Below are 19,447 nucleotides of genomic sequence, written 5' to 3'. Positions count from 1 at the left end.
CTCCTCAAGGCGTTGTTCTTATTGGCGAGCCGTGATGCTCTGTTGCAGTTGTGCGCCGAGGGCACACACCCATTCGTCCTGGCCCTTACGGCCGACAATCTGTAGCCCGACCTTCAGCCCGCTGTCGGCCAGGGTCACCGGCACCGTCAACGCCGGGTGGCCGCTGAGGTTGAATGGCCGCACCAATGGCGTCATGCGGGCCACGGCCTGGCTGCCGTTGCGGGCTTCGGCCAGGGTCGGCGGCAGGTCCGGCATCGTCGGCAGCAGCAACACGGAGAATTCTTCGAGCGCGGCGTCCACCTGGTGGCTGAAGCGGGTGCGCACGACTTCGGCTGCGGCCAAATCAGCAGCGCTGGTGCGGCTGGCAGCCAACAAGCGTTGTTCGACATCCGCACCGATCAGGCCCTTGCCGGTGAGGTGACCGAAGGCTGCCCAGTTTTCGACGTTAATTACCGTAAGGCCGGCGCCGAACGCCGTGTCAAAGTCGTCCAGATGCAGACGCTGCTGACGCCAGCCGGCCGCGTCGACGGCAGCCATCAGGCTCGCCTTCAGCCATGGCTCACAGGCCACATCCAGAAAGCCCACCGGCACGCTGCCGGACGGCGCCGCCTGTGCCTGGAAACCCGGGCAAATCACCTGCATCGCGGCAATCAGGTCCTGCATGTTCGCGGCAAACGGCCCGACGCAATCGAGGCTGGATACCGCCGGTTGCGCGCCAATGCGGCTGACTCGGCCATAGGTCGGTTTCAACCCGGCAATCCCGCAGCACGCCGCCGGCACCCGCACCGAGCCGCCGGTGTCGGTACCAATGGCGATATCCGCCAGGCCCGCCGCAACCGCCGCGGCCGAACCGCTGGAGGAGCCGCCCGGCACGCGGTCTGGCGCCTGGGGATTGACGGGCGTACCGCTCCAGTCGTTGATGCCGGTGACGCCAAATGCCAGTTCATGCAGGCTGGTCTTGCCGACGATCTGCCAGCCGGCATCCAGGACCGCCTGCACCACGTGCGCATGCCGCGTCGCCGGCGGAGCATCGGCAAAGGCACGACTGCCCGAGCGGGTCGGATACCCGGCGATGTCGATGGAATCCTTGATGGCCACGCGTCGGCCGCTGCCACCGAGTAAAAATTCGCTGACGAAGGTACTCATGGGTTCACCCCCAACATGCTATTGAACAGGCGCTGCGTACGGAAATGCGCGATCAGCCAGGTGCCGTCGACACGGCGAAAATCGATGGTCAGCCGCGTGCCGAACAACTCGCTGCGCTGGTCGGCGTAGGTGGAAATCTGTTGCATGATCCAATGCCCTGCAGCCGCGCTGCCGTCTACCTGGATCGACTCACTGGTGAGGTAATGCAGGTTCAGCGCAAAGTGTTCCGACGGTGGCAGGTAGCTGCCGACAAACGCCGCCACCGCGTCGCGCCCCCGATGCTGGCCGAAGGTCTGCGCGGTACTTGTGCCAATGCCTTCCCACACCGCATCCACGGTGAACAGCTCGGCCAACTCGCGAACGTTGGTCGCCGCCCGGGGCACGTCGCACAGGTCCATGTAGCGCGCCATCAAGCGCCTTACCTGGCTCTCCCCTTCAAGGGTTTCAACACGCTGCAACAGGTCCATGGCTCACACCCTGGCCGCTTCGGGAATGGTCAGCGGGCGGCCGATCCGCGCTTCAACCTTGGCGTAGCGCCACAGGCTGTATTCACCCACCGGCGTGGTACGGAACAGGTTGCAGGCGTCGATCACCGACTGGTGGCAGTCGACGTCGGCCATGATGTAGACGGTCCACGGCGAGGTGGTCGACGGGCCGACCATCAAGCGGTCGTCATCCATCGCCCCCAGCACGTTGATGCCCGGCATGGCGCCGAGGTCGCCCATCATCTGGCTGAAGCCTTTCCACACGCTCAGGCCTTCGCCGGTAGGCAGGTCGAAAAAGTTCTGGGTGATGCCGATGCAGAAGACGACGCGCAGCGGTTCTTGAGTGGCTTGGGACATGGGTTGATCCTTGAAAGTCAGATGTAGCCAGGAAATGGAGGAACGCCGAGGAACACCGAGCCCGCGCCGTCGTACAGGCCTTCGCTGAGGAAGGCGTGCTGGGTCACCACCATGGCGTCGCGCAGGTAGCGTTGCAGCGGGTGGCGCAGGTAGATCGCGGTGGTGCCCGCCAGGCTGTAGGCGCTCTGCACCACGGCGGCGCCGGCCTGGGACACGTGAATGGCGGTCAGGCGCAGCAGGCTGGTTTGCTCGGCCGTGACCGGGTTGCCGGCGAGGATCGAGTTCCACACTTGTTCGGTGGCGCCGTAGAAAAAGCCCCGAGCGGCGCTCAGCCGGGCTTCGGCCTTGGCGATTTCGATGCGCACGTAGGCGCGGTCCGCCAGTTTCGGCGCGCCGGTGATGCCGCTGCCGCTGGCCATGGCGCTGATTTCATCGAGGGCCGCGCGGGCCAGGCCGAGGTTGACCACCGCTAGCACCTGTGCGGCGTAGGCAATCGAGGGATAACGAAACAGCGGCTCGTCGATGGTGGCGGCGCCGCCACGGATGAAGGTCCAGCGCTCGTCGATGTATTGGTCGGTAACTCGCAGGTCATGGCTGCCGGTGCCCTTGAGGCCGACCACGTCCCAGTTTTCGATGATTTCAACCTGGCCGGGCTTGAACACGGCAGTGCGTGGCTTGCCGCCCGCCGCACCGATGCCCACGCCCAGCAGGTCGGCGCCTTTGCAGCCGCTGGCAAACTTCCAGGTGCCGTTGACCTGCCAGCCGCCCTCGACGGTTTCCGCCGGCTGCAACGGGAACAGGCCACCGGCAAACACCAGATCGGGGCTGTCGGCATACAGTTCGGCGAGGGTTTCCTGGGGCAAGGCCGCAAGATACACCCCGGCGCTGCCGAAGCTGGCGACCCAGCCGGCAGAGCCATCGGCTTCGGATATGCGCTCGATCATCTGCAAGAACGTTGCGGGGGCCAGGGCATCGCCGCCGAAACAACGGGGCGTGGCCGCCCGGTAGATGCCCACCTGCTTGAAGCGTTCGATCATGTCCCGTGGCACGTGGGAGCCGGCGTCGAACTCGTCGCGGCGCTGGCGCACTTCATCGAGCACCTGCTGGAACAGCGCGGGCTGCACGTCGGGTAAAGCGTCTGGTTGCACGAGGGCCGAACGCAGCATGGGCTTTCTCCGTTGTAGTTGTTATGGACGCCGTGTCGGGCGTTGATAGGTCCAGTGTAAAAAGCCCGACCACCGTCAACTATTGGGGCGTGCAGCCCACCGGCTAAAGAAATCCCCTAGTGCGCCCCCGATTACTTCTGAGCGTGCCCCCGGATGCAAACCGGTATAACTTGCCACCGTAGTCGTCCCCTCCACCGCCAAGGGCTACGCGATGTACCTACCCAATAACAATGATTTCCACACCCTGATCGAAGCCATGCCGATCTGCACCATCCTTCACGATGCGCAGAGCAAGGACATCCTCTGGGCCAACACCGCGGCGCTGTCGGCGCTGGGGTTTACCCTGGAAGAACTGATCCCGCTCAAGGCCCCGGACATGACCCGGGACGCACCGAAGTACAAGCGCTCCATCGGCCTGCGTTGGCTCGAGCGCGCGGCCCGCAGTGGCCAGCGCACCATCGAGTGGTGTTATCGCTCCAAGGCCGGGGTGGAGATTCTTTCGGAAGCGGTCGCGACGCTGGTGCACCTGGACGGGCGCGACGTGCTGATGGTGCAGTTCCGTGATATTTCCCGGGAAGACAAGGTGAAGCGGGACCTGATCCGCGCCGAGGAAGCCCGGCGTGTCAGTGAACAGCAGCTTGAATACCTGGCCCGATACAACGCCATGGGCGAGATGGCGGTGGCGATTGCTCATGAGTTGAGCCAGCCACTGGCGGCCACGCGCAACTTTATCGAGGGGGTTTTGATTCGTCTGGGCGATACCCACAGTGCCGACCAGGGGGTGAACTGGGGGCTGCAAAGTGCCGTGCGGCAGGTCGAGCATGCGTCAACGATCATCAAGAGTGTGCGTGATTATGTGGTCAAGCTGGAGCAGAGCGCGGAGTGGGTGGACCTCAATGAGTTGCTGCAGGAAACCCGATATTTCATCAGCCTGCGGGCCGAGCCGAGTCAGGTGCGGCTGGAGATCGTCCCGAGCGCGCAACCGCTGATGGTGCAGTGCGAGAGGGTGCTGATTGGGCAGGTGATTCTGAACCTGGCGTTCAATGCCATTGAAGAGATGAGTGAGCTGCCCGTGGAGCGTCGGGTGCTGCGGTTGCATGCCTGCCGGGATGGAAACGTGGCGCGGTTGAGTGTCGAGGATTGTGGGCGCGGGATTCAGGCCGTGGCGCGGGAGAAAATCTTTGACGGGTTCTTTTCGTCGAAGGTGGGTGGTAACGGGATTGGGCTGGCGTTGTGCAAGAACATCATTGGTCGACATCAGGGGGATATCTGGGCGCAGAATCTGGAGCCGTGTGGGGCGGTGTTCAGTTTTTCGTTGCCTTTGATGGGGTCGTGAGATTGGGGCATTTGCGAAGCGGCTTTTCTGTAGGAGCTGTTCAAAAGTGAGCCGCTGCAAGAGCGGAACCCGTTTCTGCCATAACAAAAATAACCGATATACCCCCCTCCCCAAACCATTGGCACAGACACACAACCACTTGGCAGACACAACAATTCTTGCAATCGCCCCACAAGGCAGAATCCACTTGCAAGAATCTGCCAAAGCACCCGCGATTAGCAAAACACAATAATTCAGGGAGTGCCACTAATGCGAAGCAACAGGATCAACGTACAGTCAGCGCTGGGTCTGGGCCTGCTTGTACTCGGCTTGAACAGCGCCCGGGCGGATTTACCGCCAGACACCATCGGCCAGACCACCCTGGCCTTTCCACCGGAAGCCCACCGCGCATTCGTGGTAGACGTCGAATTCGAAAGCTTCGTGGTCGGCCGCGTCACCGTGGTAGATCCCGACAAGAAGCGCGTCCTCGGCATGGTCCCCACCGGCTTCGCCGCGCCCTCGGCCCTGAGCCACGACCAGAAGACCCTGTACAGCGCCGACATCTACTATTCCCGCGGCACCCGGGGCGATCGCACCGATGTGCTCACCGCCTGGGACAGCTCCAGCCTGTCGCCCGCCTGGGAAGTGCTGATCCCGAACAAACGCGCCGAATCCCTGACCCAGCGCTATGGCCTGAAGACCAGCGGCGATGACCGCTTCGTCTACGTCTACAACTTCACACCCTCCACCTCGGTGACCGTGGTCGACACCCAGTCCCGCTCCGTCACCGCCGAAATCGCGATCCCGGGCTGCGTACTCAATTACCCGGTCGGCACTCGCCGCTTCGCCTCCCTGTGCGGTGACGGCAGCCTGCAAGTGGTGACGCTGAACGAGCAGGGCCAGGAAACCTCGCGCAACCGCACGCACTTCTTCGACCCCAACGCCGAGAAGCTCAACGAACGCGCGGTAAACGTGAGCGACACCTACTACTTCACCACCACCACCGGCACCATCCGCCCGGTAGATTTCTCCGGCGATGAGCCGAAAATCCTGCCGTCCTGGTCACTCACCACCGACGCGGAAAAGAAAACCGGCTGGGCCCCGGGTGGCTGGCAGTTGATGGCCGTGGCACCGAAACTCAACCGCATGTACGTGCTGATGCACGACAACCACGAGCCGATGAAGTGGGAAGACCCGAGCACCATCATCTGGGCCTACGACCTCAAGACCATGAAGAAGATAGCCACCCTGGAAGCCCCGACCCCGGTCTGGAGCATGCAGGCCACCGGCGACGACAAGCCCCTGTTGCTGGGCGCCGACGTCGAAGGCGGCTTGCAGATCTTCGACCTCAAGACCAATAAACTCACCGGTAGCATGGCCAAGGTAGCGAAGACCGCGACCCAGATCATGAGCTACTAAAGAGGTTCGGCCATGCATATCGACCCGATCTTCATCATTGCCAGCGCCCTCGCCATCGCGGTGTTGCTGGCCAGTGCCGCGACCCACAAGTTGCGCGCACCGGCACGCTTCGCCCGGCAACTGGCCGATTACCAGTTGCTGCCAGAAGCAGTGACTCGCCCCGCCGCCCGGGTAATCCCGGTGCTGGAACTGGTGATTGCCTTTGCCCTGCTGGTGCCGGCCAGCCGTTCCTGGGCCGCCCTCGGCGCCGCCGGCCTGATTGCACTGTACGCCGCCGCCATTGGCATCAACCTGTGGCGCGGCCGCCGGGACATCGACTGCGGCTGCGCAGGCCCCGACCAGGCGCAGCCGTTGCGGCCAATCCTGCTGTTGCGCAACGGCGCACTGGTGGCCGTGGCCCTGCTGGCCAGCGTGCTGCCGATTGCCCGTGACCTGGGTTTTTTCGACGGCTTCGTCACCGTCGCCGCCAGCGCCGTCGCGCTGCTGATTTACGCCGCAGCCGATGGCCTGCTGGCGAACTCCCCTCTTCTGCTCAAACTGATTGGTAGGTGATCAATGGAAGGCCTTATTGTTTCCAACGTACTGCTGTGGGTACTGCTGCTGGCGCTGGCGTTTGCCGTGATGGGCCTGGTGCGCCAGATTGGTGTGCTGCACGGGCGCATCGCCCCGGCCGGCGCACTGATGGTCGACAAGGGCGTGGCGGTGAATGAGCCGGCCCCGCAAGTCACCGCTTCCGACCGTAAAGGCCGCCCGGTGAACTTCGGCTATGCCGGTGAGAAGAACCAGTTGCTGTTCTTCCTCTCGCCCACCTGCCCGATCTGCAAATCCCTGTTGCCGGCGATCAAGTCCATCGCCAGGGAACAGGCTGACCGACTCGACGTGGTGTTTATCAGCGACGGCGACATGGAAGCCCAGCAAGCGCTGATCACCGAACACAAGCTGGACGACGTCACCTACGTGGTCGGCCCGGAAGTCGGCATGACCTACCAGATCGGCAAGCTGCCGTATGCCGCGCTGATCGACAAGAGCGGCACCTTGCGCGCCAAGGGCCTGGTCAATTCCCGCGAGCACCTGGACAGCCTGTTCGAAGTCGAACACCTGAAAAGCGCGACGCTGCAGGAATACCTCAACAGCCAGCCGCAGCCCCACGACCACAGCCACGGCCATAGCCACTGATTAAGGCAGGGAGACTCTCATGAAATTGCTGGATCTGTTATTCGAGCGCTCGACCCGTCGCCTGGCCGACACCACGTCGCGACGCAAACTGTTGGCCCGTATGGGTTCGCTGATGGTCGCAGGCGCCGCGTTGCCCCTGCTGCTGCCCCTGGACCGCACCAGCAAGGCGCTGGCTGCCGATAATCCGAAAGCCGGTGACCCGGGCGACCCGAACAGTTGCGACTACTGGCGCTACTGCTCCATCGACGGTTTCCTGTGCAGTTGCTGTGGCGGTTCGGTGACCTCCTGCCCACCGGGCACCGAGGCGTCCCAGGTGACCTGGATCGGCACCTGCCGCAACCCGGCGGATGGCAAGGACTACATCATTTCCTATAACGACTGCTGCGGTAAGCAAAGCTGCGCCCAGTGCGCGTGCACGCGTAACGACAGTGAGGAACCGGCGTACCGGCCGTTCAACAACAACGATGTGAACTGGTGCCTGGCGGCCAAATCCCACATCTACCACTGCACGGTCTCGATCATTCGCGGCGTCGCGGTTTAACTCACCCTTGTGGCGAGGGAGCTTGCTCCCGTTGGAGTGCGAAGCGCTCCCAGAGATCTTGGGGCCGCAGCACAGCCCAACGGGAGCAAGCGCCCTCGCCACAGGTCAGTGCAAGAGGCTTGTCATGCGTACGTTGTTTTTGCTGAGCTTGATGTGTGTCTTCGCCACCCCGCTCGCCCAGGCTCGGGCCATTCCCAATCCAAACCAGAAGCACGCACCGGGCAATGAGTCGCCGCAAACGCCGATCGCCCAGGCCGGGTACAGCGTGGCGACAAACTATCAGCTGCAGTGTGCCGGCTGCCATCTGGGCAGCGGCATGGGCTCGGCGGCCAACGACACACCGAGGATGACCGGGTTTGTCGGCAACTTTCTGAAGGTGCCAGGCGGGCGGGAGTTTTTGGTACGGGTGCCGGGGATGTCGCAGTCGGCGCTGAACGATGGGCAACTGGCGGATTTGCTGAACTGGCTGATGCGCCCGGACGGGATGGCGGGCAAGAGTACGCCGGTGGATTACAAGCCCTATAGCGCCGAGGAAGTGACTGAGTTGCGGCACAAAGCGATGCTCAATCTGCCGGGCACAAGGGCGGGGTTGATCAAGGAAATGCGGGCGCAAGGGATTGCGATTGAAGACGGAATGCCCAACTGAACGAAACGCGATCCAAATGTGGGAGCGGGCTTGCTCGCGAATGCGGTGTGTCAGTCACCCAATGCATCAACTGAACCACCGCATTCGCGAGCAAGCCCGCTCCCACATTTTTGATCGGCGTATCCCCTGATCAGGCGTGTTGTTTGCGGTACTCACCCGGCGCAATGCCAAACCGTGACTTGAACGCCGTCGAAAAATAACTCGAATCCGAAAACCCCCACGAGTACCCCAGCACCGAAAGCTTTTCCTCCACCCTGGATTGGCGCAGGGATTCAGCACACAAATCCAGCCGTCGGTTCTTGATGTACCGCGCCACCACCAGGCCCTTGCGGGCAAAGATCCGGTACAGCCCGCGCACCGACATCCCCACCTCCCGCGCCAGCCACTCGGGGCACAGCTCTTCGGAGCGAATGTGCTGGTCAATGCACTCCAGCGTCTTGCGGAACACTCGCTCATGGGCGTCGCTGCCCTCGCCCGCCTGGCTGATCGCCGGGCGCAGCAGGTTGATGATCGCCTCCAGCGTCGCCTCGCTTTCCTGCAAGGTCAGGTTGTCTTGCCGGGTGGCCTCCAGAATCAGCTGCCGGGACAGCATCGCCATCGGCGACGTCGCCTCGATCCGGTGCCCGCATTTGACCGGGTTGAAACGCAAGGTCTGCTCCACCAGGTACGACGGCAGGATCAACGACAACTGCCGCGAATTCTCGCTGTAGGTGAAGTCGCTGGGGTGCGCCGCATCGATCAGGGTAATGTCGCCGGCGCGCAACAGCGCCTTGCTGTCACCCTGGGCCATGCCGGCCGTGCCGTCGAGCTGGAACACGGCAAAGTACTTGCCGCCCTCGCCCGCCGCGATTTGGCTGGGGGTACGAAACAAGCGAGCCTGGCAGGCGTCGACAAAGCTGAGTTTCAGCGCGCCGCTCTGGTACTCGCGGATCTGCCCGGAAAAACCATCCCCCAGGATCTGCCCATCGAATGCGCCACAGATCTGATTGATCTGATGGATCCATTGGTCGAACCCATCACAGCGCTGTGCAATTGAAGACATCATGTTCAGGCCTCACGCAGGCTTATTTTTATTCTCTACGCCACATTACTCCACCCGTTCTCCTGAACAGCGTCGCTCCTTATTTCAGGCCTCCGAACCGCCGGTAAAAGCTTTCGCCAACGTCCGGCAACGGGCCGTCGGCAGTTTCCAGCGCGCTGTTCAGCCATTCCTCGGCCTTGGCGTAGATCAACCGGTAAATATTGCGGCACAACTGGCGGGCGGCTCGGCCTTCCCAATCGCCGGGGAGCAATTCATCGGGCAATTGCGGGTCGCGCAGCAGCAGTTTGCGGTACTCATGAATAAGCAGGACCCGTGCCAGGAAACAATCCGCAGGCTGTAGCTGTTCCTGCTCGCGAAGCGCTTGCCAGAGCGGTCGGAACAGTTGGATGAACTCGCTGTAATGGGCCGCCAGCTCCTCGATGTTCCAGCTCTCGCGCACCTGCACCCGCAGGGCCTTGGAGGCCAGTACATCCTGGGCGGTGGTTTCGAAGACGATGGTGTCTTCCTGGGCGCCGAGGTCGAGCAAGGTGGCGTTGACGTCGGCGCGGTCGCTGCGTGGGCAGGCCAGCACGGTCGGGGCAATCGCACCAAAACCTTGCCACTCCAGCTCTTCACGCACTTGTTTGCGCTTGTCCTGGGTCAACTGCGTGAGCATCACCAGGCACCACGAGCCATCCCATGCCGGCACGCTGGAGCTGTAGACCCGCTTGAAGGCCTTGTCGAAACGCCGACGCCCGGCACCGGTCAGGCTGTAGTAGCTGCGGCGCCCGACTTTTTCGGCGGTCAGCCAGCCTTCCTTGGTCAGGCGAAAGATCGAGGTGCGGATCAGCCGTTCATTGATGCCGATGGGTTCGAGCAACTGGATCAGGCTGCCCAGCCACACCGTCCCGCCGTGGGGTTCGATGGCGTCCCCGTACAAGGTGATGATCAAGGAACTGGCGCGAATCGGCGTCTGCTCCTGGAAGCGGGTAATCAGTTGGTTCAGGGGTGTCAGTGACGACATGGGCGTACCGAGGCAAAAAGAGAAAATATACCGTTTTTAGCGGCGTCGGGATGCAGGCGATTCATCTGCCCTTGGGCCGCAGGCCGCTGTCGCTGATGCGTGGGCGATCAGCTTCCGGTGCGCTCAGGGGTGCGCATTCCTGCATCTGCTCCAGGCAACGCTGAGCCAGGCGCTGGTATTCACGGGTGCCGGTTTGTTTCCAGTGCACCTCTTCATCACTGAGGCTGCGCTTGACGCTGGCCGGCGCGCCCATCACCAGCGACTGCTCAGGGCACTCGAAACCGGCTTTGACGAACGCCGCCGCCGAGACGAATGAGCGAGCGCCGATACGGGCGTTGTCCATCACCACCGCATTCATGCCCACCAGCGCATCGGTGCCGATCCGGCAACCGTGCAGCACGGCGCCGTGGCCGATATGGCCGTTGCGCTCGACCACCGTATCGCTGTCCGGGAAGCCGTGCATCACACAGGTGTCCTGCAGGTTGGCGCCTTCTTCGAGGACGATGCGCCCGAAGTCGCCGCGCAAACTCGCCAGCGGCCCTACATAGCAATGGGGGCCGATGATCACGTCGCCGATCAGTACCGCCGAGGGATGGACGTAGGCCGTGGGGTCGACCACCGGGGTCAGGCCGTCGAGGCTGTAGCAAGTCATGGGGATTCCTTTTATGGCGTATTCGCAAAGCGATGCCGATCTTGGCTTATTTTGTATCACATCATTTTTACAAGCACAAAGCTGAAAAAGCGTATCGCTTGAATCATGTGTCGCCGTGGCTTGATACGGGGCCGCTGATAATCGACGTAAAGCCAATAAAATAGGGGATTTATCAGGTATTTACCGACCAGCACAGCGAGCAGTTCATTTTCATCAAACTCAAAACAAGACACACCAAATCAATTTTATCGTTGCATTTATGTATCACGTTAAAGCTATACTCCGGCAAAACCGGCTGACCACGCCGATCCAATAATGAGCCGGCTGACCGCCGAGCGTGCACCGTGAGGGCCTCACGACCATGAACTTCGAACACATCCTGTTTTCCATCGAGGCCGGCGTCGCCCTGCTCAGCCTCAATCGCCCCGACCAGCTCAACAGCTTCAACACGCAGATGCACGGCGAAGTCCAGCAGGCGTTGAAGCAAGTCCAGGAAAACCCCGACGTGCGCGTGCTGCTGCTGACCGGTGAAGGCCGCGGCTTTTGCGCCGGGCAAGACCTCAGCGACCGCAACGTGGCACCCGGCAGCGCGGTGCCGGACCTGGGCGAATCCATCGAGAAGTTCTACAACCCGCTGATCCGCCAACTGCGCGACCTGCCTTTGCCGGTGATCTGCGCGGTCAACGGCGTGGCGGCCGGTGCCGGCGCGAACATCCCGCTGGCCTGCGACCTGGTGCTGGCAGCACGCTCGGCGAACTTCATCCAAGCCTTCTGCAAGATCGGCCTGATCCCCGATTCCGGCGGCACCTGGACCCTGCCGCGCCTGGTGGGCATGGCCCGCGCCAAGGCGCTGGCCCTGCTGGGCAACCGCCTGAGCGCCGAGCAGGCCGAGCAATGGGGCCTGATCTACCGCTGCGTGGACGACGCCGAATTGCGCAACGAAGCCCTGACCCTCGCCCGCCACCTGGCCACGCAACCGACCTACGGCCTGGCGCTGATCAAGCGCAGCCTGAACGCCAGCCTGAGCAACAGCTTTGACCAACAACTGGAGCTGGAGCGCGACCTGCAACGCCTGGCCGGGCGCAGCGAGGATTACCGCGAAGGCGTCGCCGCCTTCATGGAAAAACGCAGCCCAAGCTTCAAGGGCCGCTGAAAGGAGCGCACCACATGACCAACCATGAAGCCATGAACCTGGCCAACCAGTGCGCCCAGACCATGTTCAGCCGCGATGCCGCCAGCCAGGGCATGGGCATGCGCCTGCTCTCGGTGGCGCCGGGTTGCGCACGACTGGGCATGAGCGTGCGCGCCGACATGATCCAGGGCCACGGCACCTGCCACGGCGGCTACCTGTTTGCGCTGGCGGACTCGGCATTCGCCCTGGCCTGCAACAGCTACAACGACGCCACCGTGGCGCTCGGCTGCAGCATCGACTACATCGCCCCGGCCCACCTGGGCGACACCTTGAGTGCCGATTGCCGCGAGCAAAGCCGCTCGGGTCGCACCGGCAACTACGACGTCCGTATCGAAAACCAACTGGGCCAGCTGATTGCGCTGTTCCATGGCAAATCCTACAAAGTGCGCGGCACGGTGCTGGCGCAGGAGAATCCGAATGAATGACGCCTTGATCATCGACGCAGTCCGCACCCCGATCGGCCGCTACGCCGGCGCCTTGAGCAGCGTGCGCGCCGACGACCTCGGAGCGGTGCCGCTGCGCGAACTGCTGCGCCGCCACCCGCAAGTGGACTGGAGCAGCGTCGACGATGTGATCTACGGCTGCGCCAACCAGGCCGGCGAAGACAACCGCAACGTGGCGCGCATGTCGGCGCTGCTGGCCGGGCTGCCGGTGAGCGTGCCGGGCACCACCCTCAACCGTTTGTGCGGCTCGGGGCTGGACGCCATCGGCAGCGCGGCCCGGGCGATTCGCTGTGGCGAGGCCGGCTTGATGCTGGTGGGCGGCGTGGAATCGATGTCCCGGGCACCGCTGGTAATGGGCAAGGCCGAACAGGCGTTTTCCCGCGATGCGCAGCTATACGACACCACCATTGGCTGGCGCTTCGTCAACCCGCTGATGAAAAAGGCCTACGGGATCGACTCAATGCCGGAGACCGCTGAAAACGTCGCCGAGCAGTTCAATATCTCCCGCGCCGACCAGGACGCGTTTGCCCTGCGCAGCCAGCAACGTGCAGCCGCCGCCCAGGCCAGCGGGCGCCTGGCCAGGGAAATCGTCGCGGTGGAAATCCCCCAGCGCAAAGGCCCGGCCAAGGTGGTGGAACACGACGAACACCCCCGCGGCGACACCACCCTTGAACAACTGCAGAAACTCGGCACGCCATTCCGCGAGGGTGGCAGCATCACCGCCGGCAATGCATCCGGGGTCAACGACGGCGCCTGCGCCCTGCTGCTGGCCAGCGCGGAAGTTGCCAAGCGTCACGGCCTGGTCGCCCGCGGCCGGGTGGTGGCGATGGCCACCGCCGGCGTGGAACCGCGCATCATGGGTATCGGCCCGGTGCCGGCGACCCGCAAGGTGTTGGAACTGGCCAACCTGAGCCTGGCGGACATGGACGTGATCGAGCTCAACGAAGCCTTCGCCGCCCAGGGCCTGGCGGTGCTGCGCGAGCTGGGCCTGGGGGACAACGACCCACGGGTGAACCCCAACGGCGGCGCCATCGCCCTCGGCCATCCACTGGGGATGAGCGGCGCACGGCTGGTAACCACCGCCCTGCATGAACTGGAGGAACGTGGTGGCCGCTACGCCCTGTGCACCATGTGCATCGGCGTGGGCCAGGGCATCGCGCTGATCATCGAGCGCCTGTCCGACTAAAGATTCGCGATTCCCGGGGAGCCTAGCGGTATCCTTGGGGCATGCACTCAAAGCCCACGGTGTGCGGTGGGCTGATACACAAAAATAATTCGAGTGAACTCATGAACATGCCTATTCCAAACGCCGTGCTTAACCCTGTGCTGGACCCGCTGGAAACCGCCAGCGTCGACGAACTGCGCGCCCATCAACTGGAGCGCCTGCGCTGGAGCCTGCGCCACGCCTACCAGAATGTGCCGCTGTACCGTCAGCGCTTCGACGCGCTGGGGGTGCACCCGGATGACATCAAGTCCCTGGACGACCTGGCCAGGTTCCCGTTCACCACCAAGGGCGACCTGCGGGACAGTTACCCCTACGGCATGTTTGCCGTGCCGATGAACGAGGTGGTGCGCCTGCATGCGTCCAGCGGCACCACCGGCAAGCCGACGGTGGTGGGTTACACCCAGAACGACATCGACACCTGGGCCAACGTGGTGGCCCGCTCGATCCGCGCGGCCGGTGGGCGACGTGGCGACAAGGTGCATATTTCCTATGGCTACGGGCTGTTCACCGGCGGCCTTGGTGCCCACTACGGCGCGGAACGCCTGGGTTGTACGGTGATTCCGATGTCCGGCGGGCAGACGGAAAAACAGGTGCAACTGATCAAGGATTTCCAGCCGGACATCATCATGGTCACGCCCTCGTACATGCTGAACATTGCCGATGAAATCGAGCGCCAGGGCATTGATCCACAGAAGCTGGCGTTGCGACTGGGGATCTTTGGGGCCGAGCCGTGGACTGCCGAGCTGCGCAGTGCAATCGAGGCGCGACTGGGGATTACGGCGCTGGATATTTACGGGCTGTCGGAAATCATGGGGCCTGGGGTGGCCATGGAGTGTGCGGAAACCAAGGATGGCCCGACCATTTGGGAGGATCACTTCTACCCGGAGATCATCGACCCGGTGACGGGTGAGGTGCTGCCGGACGGGCAGATGGGTGAACTGGTGTTTACCTCCTTGAGCAAGGAGGCGCTGCCGATGATTCGCTACCGCACCCGGGATTTGACGCGGTTGCTGCCGGGGACAGCGCGGCCGATGCGGCGGATCGACAAGATCACCGGGCGCAGTGATGACATGTTGATCATTCGCGGGGTTAATGTGTTTCCCACCCAGATCGAGGAGCAGGTGCTTAAAATAAAACAGCTTTCAGAGTGTTATGAGATACATCTGTATCGTAATGGCAACCTGGACAGTGTGGATGTGCATGTGGAGCTCAAGGCTGAGCATCAGCACCTCAATGCTGAACAACAGAAAGCCGTTTCCAGCGAACTGAGCAGGCACATCAAGACGTATATCGGGATCAGCTCGCGCATCGTTTTGCAGCCGCTGCATTCGATCAAGCGGTCTGAGGGGAAGGCATGCCATGTGAAGGATCGTCGCCCTAAAGCATGACTGCTGCACCTTTTTGGCCCCGCATTTGCGGGGCTTTTTTTTGCTCGTTTTTTGGGGTGGGGGTAGAGCACCAGCAAAATCAAAGGCGCACACGGTTCAAATGTGGGAGCGGGCTTGCTCGCGAAGGTCGTTAACGATGACGCGGGCATCCTGATTCAACGCGGCGCACTCAGGTTCTTCGCGAGCAAGCCCGCTCCCACATAAAGCGGCCCTGTTTTTTGCCTACTGGCCCTGCTTACCACGATGACCGGGAACCGTATGCCGCCGTTACCGTAGCGACAGATATCTGCTCCCTTCCCGCAAAGCGATACAAAATCAAATAACGACACCATATTTTGTGTTTGATATTAATTTCCGTATCGCTTATAAAGTCCTCCATGCCTACGACAAAAACACAAGGCGGGAGACCCCCCATGTACGCACAGCTTGTAGAAACCGGAGTAAAGCGCATCAAGGACCTCTCCGAGATGTCCGACCAGGAACGCGCTTTCCAGGAAAAAATCGACGCCGAAATCAAGATCGAAGCCAAGAACTGGATGCCCGACGCCTACCGTCAAACCCTGATCCGCCAGATCTCCCAACACGCCCACTCGGAAATCGTCGGCATGCTGCCCGAGGGCAACTGGGTCACCCGCGCCCCCACCCTCAAACGCAAGCTGCAACTGATGGCCAAGATCCAGGACGAAGCCGGCCACGGCCTGTACCTCTACAGCGCCATGGAAACCCTGGGCGCCGACCGCGACGAAGAAATCGCCAAGCTCCACAGCGGCAAGGCCAAGTACTCCAGCATCTTCAACTACCCCACCCTGAACTGGGCCGACATGGGCGCAGTAGGCTGGTTGGTAGACGGCGCCGCCATCGTCAATCAGGTGGTACTGCAGCGCACCTCTTACGGCCCCTACTCCCGGGCCATGGTGCGCATCTGCAAGGAAGAAAGCTTTCACCAGCGCCAGGGCTACGAACTGCTGCTGACCATGATGCGCCAGGGCACCCAGGCGCAAAAAGACATGGTCCAGGACGCGATCAACCGCCTCTGGTGGCCATCGCTGATGATGTTCGGCCCCAGCGACGAACACTCCCCCAACAGCGCCCAATCCATGGCCTGGAAAATCAAGCGCCAGAGCAACGACGAACTGCGCCAGCGCTTCATCGACCAGACCATCCCGCAGCTGGAGCTGCTGGGCTGCACCTGCCCCGACCCGGACCTGAAGTGGAACGCCGAACGCGGCCATTACGATTTCGGCGAGATCCAGTGGAGCGAGTTCTACGAAGTGCTCAAGGGCAACGGCCCGTGCAACCAGGAACGCGTCGCCACCCGCCGCAAGGCGATTGAAGACGGTGCCTGGGTACGCGAAGCCGCCGTCGCCCACGCCCGTAAAAAACAGAACAAGAACGCCGCCTGATCGGCCACCTGATGTGGAGTCACCGTTATGTCTGAATGGACCCTGTTTGAAGTCTTCGTGCGCAGCAAGCACGGCCTGAATCACAAGCATGTGGGCAGCGTGCACGCCGCCGACACCACCATGGCCATCGAGAATGCCCGGGAGCTGTACACCCGCCGCAGTGAAGGCGTGAGCCTGTGGGTAGTGCCTTCCGCGCTGATCACCGCCTCGTCGCCGGACGAGAAAGACCCGCTGTTCGACCCGGCCGATGACAAGGTCTACCGCCACGCCAGCTTCTACGAGTTGCCGGCCGAAGTCGGGCATATGTGAGGTCGACCATGAACCCTGAAACCGATCTGATCGAATACCTGCTGCGCCTCGGCGACAGCGCCCTGATCCAGGGCCAGCGCCTGTGCCAGTGGTGCGGCCATGCGCCGGCGCTGGAAGAAGAACTGGCGCTGATGAACGTCGGCCTCGACCTGGTGGGCCAGGCGCGCAACTGGCTGGAATACGCCGCCGAGCTGCTGGACGACGGGCGCGACGCCGATCACCTGGCCTTCCGCCGGGATGAGCGGGCCTATCGCAACCTGCTGCTGGTGGAACAACCCAACGGCGACTACGCGGTGACCATCCTCAAGCAATTCCTGTATGACGCCTGGCACTTGCCGGTGTTGAGCGGCCTGGCCCAATCCAGCGACGAACGCATCGCCGGCATCGCGGCCAAGGCGGTGAAGGAAGTCACCTATCACCTGCGCCGCTCCGGCGAGTGGGTGGAGCGCCTCGGGGACGGCACCGAGGAAAGCCATAAACGCATGCTCGCGGCGATCCCCGAGCTGTGGCGGTTCACCGTGGAACTGACCAGCGCCGACGACAGTGAACAGCGCCTGCACGCCGCCGGCATTACGCCGGACGCCGCTCAGGTTGCCGCAGCGTGGCAGACCCAGGTCAGCGAAATCTTTACCAGCGCCACCCTGCCCCTGCCGCCTGCTGCGAGCTATTTCTACCTGGATGCACGCCGCGGTTTGCACAGCGAGCACCTGGGAATTTTGTTGGCGGAAATGCAGTTTTTGCCCCGAGCGTACCCCGATGCAACCTGGTGAGCTGATCGCCAGCGACCAGGGCGCACGCCCGGCGCAACCCACCGACCTGGCTGCCGCGTGGGCCACCCTGGCGCAGGTCATGGACCCGGAAGTGCCGGTGGTGAGCGTGGTCGACCTGGGCATAGTGCGCGACCTGGACTGGCAGGCCGGCCACTTGCATGTGGTGGTCACGCCGACCTACTCCGGCTGCCCCGCCACCGAAGTGATCGAGGGCGATATCCGCGATGCATTGGAGCTGGCAGGTTTCCGCGCGCCGCAACTGGAACGCAAGCTGACCCCGGCCTGGACCACCGACTGGATCACCAGCAGCGGCCGCGAACGCCTGCGGGCCTACGGCATCGCACCGCCCCAAGGCAGTAGCAGCAAACGCAGCCTGCTGGGAGAAAGCCCGGTGATTGCTTGCCCGCAATGCGGCAGCACCCACACCGAAGTGCTCAGCGAATTCGGCTCCACCGCCTGCAAGGCGCTGCACCGCTGCCGCGATTGCCTGGAACCGTTCGACTATTTCAAGTGCATCTGAGGGGCCAGCGGCCCGCTTGGTTGGAGAACAACAATGAGCAAATTTCACAGCCTGACCATCAAGGATGTGCGCAACGAGACCCGTGACGCGGTGTCCATCGCCTTCGAGATTCCGCAGCATCTGCAAGACAGCTTCCACTTCACCCAGGGCCAGCACCTGGTGATGCGCACCCAGCTGGATGGCGAGGAAGTGCGCCGTTCCTATTCGATCTGCACCGGGGTCAATGACGGCGAACTGCGCATCGCCATCAAGCGCGTGGCCGGTGGACGGTTCTCCGCCTTTGCCAATGAGCAGCTCAAGGCCGGGCACAGCCTGGAAGTGATGCCGCCCGCCGGACATTTTCATGTGGACCTTGATCCCGCTCGCCACGGCCATTACCTGGCAGTGGCGGCCGGCAGCGGTATCACGCCGATCCTGTCGATCATCAAGACCACCCTGCAAACCGAGCCCCACAGCCGCGTGACGCTGCTGTACGGCAACCGTTCCAGCTCCGGTGCACTGTTTCGCGAACAGCTGGAAGACCTGAAGAACCGCTACCTGCAGCGCCTGAACCTGATCTTCGTGTTCAGCCGCGAGCAGCAGGATGTCGACCTTTACAACGGCCGCATTAACGCCGAGAAGTGCGAGCAACTGTTCTCCCGCTGGCTCGACGTAAAAGCCCTCGACGCGGCCTTTATCTGCGGCCCGCAGGAGATGACCGAGACCGTGCGCGACAGCCTCAAGGCCAAGGGCATGGCGCCGGAGCGCATCCATTTCGAACTGTTCGCCGCCGCCGGCAGCCAGCACAAGCGCGAGGCCCGCGAAGCGGCGCGGCAAGTGGATGCGGCGGTCAGCCAGATCACGGTGATCAGCGATGGCCGCGCCCTCGCCTTCGACCTGCCCCGCAACACTCAGAGCATCCTCGACGCGGGCAATGCCCAGGGCGCCGAGCTGCCGTATTCGTGCAAGGCCGGCGTGTGCTCCACCTGCAAATGCAAAGTCATCGAAGGCGAAGTGGAGATGGACAGCAACCACGCCCTCGAAGACTACGAAGTGGCCGCCGGCTATGTGCTGTCGTGCCAGGCATTCCCGGTCAGCGACAAGGTGGTACTGGATTTCGATCAGCTTTAAGGACACACCGCTCCCCTGTAGGAGCGAGCTTGCTCGCGAAGATCGTTAACGATGACGCGGGTAGCCTGAATCAACGCGGCGCCCTCAGGTTTTTCGCGAGCAAGCTCGCTCCTACAGGACGCAGGTTTAACCACAACAA

General features: G+C 62.8%; 22 protein-coding genes. 15 read left to right on the top strand and 7 right to left on the bottom strand.

Going from position 1 to position 19,447, the window contains the following annotated elements:
- Nucleotides 1-18: 18 nt before the first annotated feature.
- Genes HX814_RS29565 through HX814_RS29550 form a run of 4 tightly spaced genes read right to left on the bottom strand, consistent with a single transcriptional unit; the run spans nucleotide 19 to nucleotide 3,154 of the window.
- Complete coding sequence (locus HX814_RS29565; protein WP_177009343.1) at nucleotides 19-1,146, bottom strand: amidase; 1,128 nt, start codon at nucleotides 1,144-1,146, stop codon at nucleotides 19-21.
- A complete protein-coding gene (locus HX814_RS29560) occupies nucleotides 1,143-1,613 on the bottom strand; it encodes a nuclear transport factor 2 family protein (RefSeq protein WP_177009344.1) in 471 nt (156 codons plus the stop codon). The genes HX814_RS29565 and HX814_RS29560 overlap by 4 nt, the downstream gene beginning before the upstream one ends.
- A 3-nt stretch (nucleotides 1,614-1,616) precedes the next feature.
- Nucleotides 1,617-1,988 (bottom strand): hypothetical protein, encoded by a 372-nt coding sequence (locus HX814_RS29555; RefSeq protein ID WP_003208867.1) that lies wholly within the window; start codon nucleotides 1,986-1,988, stop codon nucleotides 1,617-1,619.
- A 17-nt stretch (nucleotides 1,989-2,005) separates the two neighbouring features.
- Nucleotides 2,006-3,154 carry an acyl-CoA dehydrogenase family protein gene (locus HX814_RS29550; protein ID WP_102368716.1) on the bottom strand — a complete coding sequence of 383 codons (1,149 nt, stop codon included), beginning with the start codon at nucleotides 3,152-3,154 and terminating at the stop codon, nucleotides 2,006-2,008.
- A gap of 211 nt (nucleotides 3,155-3,365) precedes the next feature.
- Here HX814_RS29550 and HX814_RS29545 point away from each other — a divergent pair, with 211 nt between their 5' ends.
- The 6 genes from HX814_RS29545 to HX814_RS29520 all read left to right on the top strand — a co-directional run bounded on the left by HX814_RS29545 (nucleotide 3,366) and on the right by HX814_RS29520 (nucleotide 8,251).
- A complete protein-coding gene (locus HX814_RS29545) occupies nucleotides 3,366-4,490 on the top strand; it encodes a sensor histidine kinase (protein WP_177009345.1) in 1,125 nt (374 codons plus the stop codon).
- A gap of 249 nt (nucleotides 4,491-4,739) precedes the next feature.
- Complete coding sequence (locus HX814_RS29540) at nucleotides 4,740-5,888, top strand: amine dehydrogenase large subunit (RefSeq protein WP_177009346.1); 1,149 nt, start codon at nucleotides 4,740-4,742, stop codon at nucleotides 5,886-5,888.
- A gap of 12 nt (nucleotides 5,889-5,900) precedes the next feature.
- The gene (locus HX814_RS29535; RefSeq protein WP_003208874.1) at nucleotides 5,901-6,440 is read left to right on the top strand and encodes a MauE/DoxX family redox-associated membrane protein; all 540 of its coding nucleotides are present in this window, start codon (nucleotides 5,901-5,903) and stop codon (nucleotides 6,438-6,440) included.
- A 3-nt stretch (nucleotides 6,441-6,443) separates the two neighbouring features.
- Nucleotides 6,444-7,064 (top strand): methylamine dehydrogenase accessory protein MauD, encoded by a 621-nt coding sequence (mauD, locus tag HX814_RS29530; RefSeq protein ID WP_008431059.1) that lies wholly within the window; start codon nucleotides 6,444-6,446, stop codon nucleotides 7,062-7,064.
- Between the two features lie 19 nt (nucleotides 7,065-7,083).
- A complete protein-coding gene (locus tag HX814_RS29525) occupies nucleotides 7,084-7,605 on the top strand; it encodes a methylamine dehydrogenase light chain (protein WP_003208877.1) in 522 nt (173 codons plus the stop codon).
- Nucleotides 7,606-7,729: 124 nt separating this feature from the next.
- Nucleotides 7,730-8,251: a cytochrome C gene (locus HX814_RS29520; protein ID WP_087694284.1), complete on the top strand. Its 522-nt coding sequence runs from the start codon at nucleotides 7,730-7,732 to the stop codon at nucleotides 8,249-8,251.
- 130 nt (nucleotides 8,252-8,381) lie between these two features.
- On the opposite strand, the gene feaR is transcribed toward HX814_RS29520, so the two are convergent.
- The 3 genes from feaR to paaY form a co-directional block, all read right to left on the bottom strand.
- On the bottom strand, nucleotides 8,382-9,296 hold the full coding sequence (gene feaR / locus HX814_RS29515; RefSeq protein WP_003208881.1) for a transcriptional regulator FeaR: 915 nt from the start codon (nucleotides 9,294-9,296) through the stop codon (nucleotides 8,382-8,384).
- Nucleotides 9,297-9,372: 76 nt separating this feature from the next.
- The gene (gene paaX, locus HX814_RS29510; RefSeq protein WP_003208883.1) at nucleotides 9,373-10,296 is read right to left on the bottom strand and encodes a phenylacetic acid degradation operon negative regulatory protein PaaX; all 924 of its coding nucleotides are present in this window, start codon (nucleotides 10,294-10,296) and stop codon (nucleotides 9,373-9,375) included.
- A 61-nt stretch (nucleotides 10,297-10,357) separates the two neighbouring features.
- On the bottom strand, nucleotides 10,358-10,948 hold the full coding sequence (gene paaY / locus HX814_RS29505) for a phenylacetic acid degradation protein PaaY (protein ID WP_003208885.1): 591 nt from the start codon (nucleotides 10,946-10,948) through the stop codon (nucleotides 10,358-10,360).
- A 361-nt stretch (nucleotides 10,949-11,309) separates the two neighbouring features.
- On the opposite strand from paaY, the gene paaG reads away from it, so the two are divergent.
- From paaG to paaE, 9 genes are all read left to right on the top strand, one after another.
- Nucleotides 11,310-12,101: a 2-(1,2-epoxy-1,2-dihydrophenyl)acetyl-CoA isomerase PaaG gene (gene paaG / locus HX814_RS29500; protein ID WP_003208887.1), complete on the top strand. Its 792-nt coding sequence runs from the start codon at nucleotides 11,310-11,312 to the stop codon at nucleotides 12,099-12,101.
- Nucleotides 12,102-12,115: 14 nt separating this feature from the next.
- Nucleotides 12,116-12,565 (top strand): hydroxyphenylacetyl-CoA thioesterase PaaI, encoded by a 450-nt coding sequence (gene paaI, locus HX814_RS29495; RefSeq protein WP_177009347.1) that lies wholly within the window; start codon nucleotides 12,116-12,118, stop codon nucleotides 12,563-12,565.
- Nucleotides 12,558-13,769: a 3-oxoadipyl-CoA thiolase gene (gene pcaF, locus HX814_RS29490; protein WP_063029023.1), complete on the top strand. Its 1,212-nt coding sequence runs from the start codon at nucleotides 12,558-12,560 to the stop codon at nucleotides 13,767-13,769. The genes paaI and pcaF overlap by 8 nt, the downstream gene beginning before the upstream one ends.
- A 101-nt stretch (nucleotides 13,770-13,870) precedes the next feature.
- Entirely contained in the window at nucleotides 13,871-15,196 is a 1,326-nt protein-coding gene (gene paaK / locus HX814_RS29485; RefSeq protein WP_177009348.1) for a phenylacetate--CoA ligase PaaK, read from the top strand.
- A gap of 413 nt (nucleotides 15,197-15,609) precedes the next feature.
- A complete protein-coding gene (gene paaA, locus HX814_RS29480; protein ID WP_003208897.1) occupies nucleotides 15,610-16,599 on the top strand; it encodes a 1,2-phenylacetyl-CoA epoxidase subunit PaaA in 990 nt (329 codons plus the stop codon).
- A 27-nt stretch (nucleotides 16,600-16,626) separates the two neighbouring features.
- Nucleotides 16,627-16,908: a 1,2-phenylacetyl-CoA epoxidase subunit PaaB gene (gene paaB, locus HX814_RS29475; protein ID WP_003208899.1), complete on the top strand. Its 282-nt coding sequence runs from the start codon at nucleotides 16,627-16,629 to the stop codon at nucleotides 16,906-16,908.
- Nucleotides 16,909-16,916: 8 nt separating this feature from the next.
- On the top strand, nucleotides 16,917-17,678 hold the full coding sequence (paaC, locus tag HX814_RS29470; protein ID WP_177009349.1) for a 1,2-phenylacetyl-CoA epoxidase subunit PaaC: 762 nt from the start codon (nucleotides 16,917-16,919) through the stop codon (nucleotides 17,676-17,678).
- Nucleotides 17,665-18,198 (top strand): 1,2-phenylacetyl-CoA epoxidase subunit PaaD, encoded by a 534-nt coding sequence (gene paaD, locus HX814_RS29465; protein WP_003208903.1) that lies wholly within the window; start codon nucleotides 17,665-17,667, stop codon nucleotides 18,196-18,198. The genes paaC and paaD overlap by 14 nt, the downstream gene beginning before the upstream one ends.
- 33 nt (nucleotides 18,199-18,231) lie before the next feature.
- Nucleotides 18,232-19,308 (top strand): 1,2-phenylacetyl-CoA epoxidase subunit PaaE, encoded by a 1,077-nt coding sequence (paaE, locus tag HX814_RS29460; protein WP_003208905.1) that lies wholly within the window; start codon nucleotides 18,232-18,234, stop codon nucleotides 19,306-19,308.
- Nucleotides 19,309-19,447 lie beyond the last annotated feature (139 nt).

Source organism: Pseudomonas sp. C8002 (assembly GCF_013385765.1).
Lineage (GTDB): Bacteria > Pseudomonadota > Gammaproteobacteria > Pseudomonadales > Pseudomonadaceae > Aquipseudomonas.
The sequence above is the reverse complement of the archived record's forward strand: the minus strand, read 5'-3'. Positions and strand labels throughout refer to the sequence as shown.

Coding starts and splice junctions, on each gene's coding strand:
- HX814_RS29555 (WP_003208867.1), bottom strand. CDS start 1,988: ATGTCCCAAGCCACTCAAGAACCGCTGCGCGTCGTCTTCTGCATCGGC.
- paaD (WP_003208903.1), top strand. CDS start 17,665: ATGCAACCTGGTGAGCTGATCGCCAGCGACCAGGGCGCACGCCCGGCG.
- mauD (WP_008431059.1), top strand. CDS start 6,444: ATGGAAGGCCTTATTGTTTCCAACGTACTGCTGTGGGTACTGCTGCTG.
- paaE (WP_003208905.1), top strand. CDS start 18,232: ATGAGCAAATTTCACAGCCTGACCATCAAGGATGTGCGCAACGAGACC.
- HX814_RS29520 (WP_087694284.1), top strand. CDS start 7,730: ATGCGTACGTTGTTTTTGCTGAGCTTGATGTGTGTCTTCGCCACCCCG.
- HX814_RS29535 (WP_003208874.1), top strand. CDS start 5,901: ATGCATATCGACCCGATCTTCATCATTGCCAGCGCCCTCGCCATCGCG.
- HX814_RS29525 (WP_003208877.1), top strand. CDS start 7,084: ATGAAATTGCTGGATCTGTTATTCGAGCGCTCGACCCGTCGCCTGGCC.
- paaG (WP_003208887.1), top strand. CDS start 11,310: ATGAACTTCGAACACATCCTGTTTTCCATCGAGGCCGGCGTCGCCCTG.
- paaX (WP_003208883.1), bottom strand. CDS start 10,296: ATGTCGTCACTGACACCCCTGAACCAACTGATTACCCGCTTCCAGGAG.
- HX814_RS29550 (WP_102368716.1), bottom strand. CDS start 3,154: ATGCTGCGTTCGGCCCTCGTGCAACCAGACGCTTTACCCGACGTGCAG.
- HX814_RS29565 (WP_177009343.1), bottom strand. CDS start 1,146: ATGAGTACCTTCGTCAGCGAATTTTTACTCGGTGGCAGCGGCCGACGC.
- HX814_RS29560 (WP_177009344.1), bottom strand. CDS start 1,613: ATGGACCTGTTGCAGCGTGTTGAAACCCTTGAAGGGGAGAGCCAGGTA.
- paaC (WP_177009349.1), top strand. CDS start 16,917: ATGAACCCTGAAACCGATCTGATCGAATACCTGCTGCGCCTCGGCGAC.
- paaB (WP_003208899.1), top strand. CDS start 16,627: ATGTCTGAATGGACCCTGTTTGAAGTCTTCGTGCGCAGCAAGCACGGC.
- paaA (WP_003208897.1), top strand. CDS start 15,610: ATGTACGCACAGCTTGTAGAAACCGGAGTAAAGCGCATCAAGGACCTC.
- feaR (WP_003208881.1), bottom strand. CDS start 9,296: ATGATGTCTTCAATTGCACAGCGCTGTGATGGGTTCGACCAATGGATC.
- pcaF (WP_063029023.1), top strand. CDS start 12,558: ATGAATGACGCCTTGATCATCGACGCAGTCCGCACCCCGATCGGCCGC.
- paaK (WP_177009348.1), top strand. CDS start 13,871: ATGAACATGCCTATTCCAAACGCCGTGCTTAACCCTGTGCTGGACCCG.
- HX814_RS29545 (WP_177009345.1), top strand. CDS start 3,366: ATGTACCTACCCAATAACAATGATTTCCACACCCTGATCGAAGCCATG.
- paaI (WP_177009347.1), top strand. CDS start 12,116: ATGACCAACCATGAAGCCATGAACCTGGCCAACCAGTGCGCCCAGACC.
- HX814_RS29540 (WP_177009346.1), top strand. CDS start 4,740: ATGCGAAGCAACAGGATCAACGTACAGTCAGCGCTGGGTCTGGGCCTG.
- paaY (WP_003208885.1), bottom strand. CDS start 10,948: ATGACTTGCTACAGCCTCGACGGCCTGACCCCGGTGGTCGACCCCACG.